The organism is Staphylococcus sp. GDX8P54P (assembly GCF_017893165.1).
Classification (GTDB): domain Bacteria; phylum Bacillota; class Bacilli; order Staphylococcales; family Staphylococcaceae; genus Staphylococcus; species Staphylococcus borealis.
The window spans coordinates 310-693 of record NZ_JAESMM010000080.1 but is presented as its reverse complement, the minus strand read 5'-3'; the positions used below and the strand labels follow the sequence as shown (position 1 = coordinate 693).

Here is a 384-nt window from a genome sequence, read left to right as displayed (position 1 = left end):
TTCTTTTTTTACCTCACGGTTATGAGTTAGTTCAAATTCGTTCTTTTTAGGTTCTAAATCGTGTTTTTCTTGGAATTGTGCTGTTTTATCCTTTATCTTGTCTACAAACCCCTTAAAAACGTTTTTAAAGGCTTTTAAGCCGTCTGTACGTTCCTTAAGGAATTCCTTAGTGCTTTCATAGATTAAACTCACATCACGCTTTAAATCGCTTATTTTAGACTTTAAAGACTTGTTTTCTTCAAGCAACTCATTATAATCATTTACATTTTCATTAAATCGCTCTACAAGACCACTATATTTTTCTTTAACTTGCCCATGTTCTTTACTTAATTTTTTATATTCTCTCGCCATATCAGTACTCATGAGATTTCTAACATGCTGTTT

Annotated in this window: 1 pseudogene; it reads right to left on the bottom strand. The window is 31.2% G+C overall.

Annotation, left to right across the window (positions count from 1 at the left end):
- Positions 1–384: pseudogene (locus tag KA909_RS13250) on the bottom strand (MobV family relaxase); the annotation flags it as partial.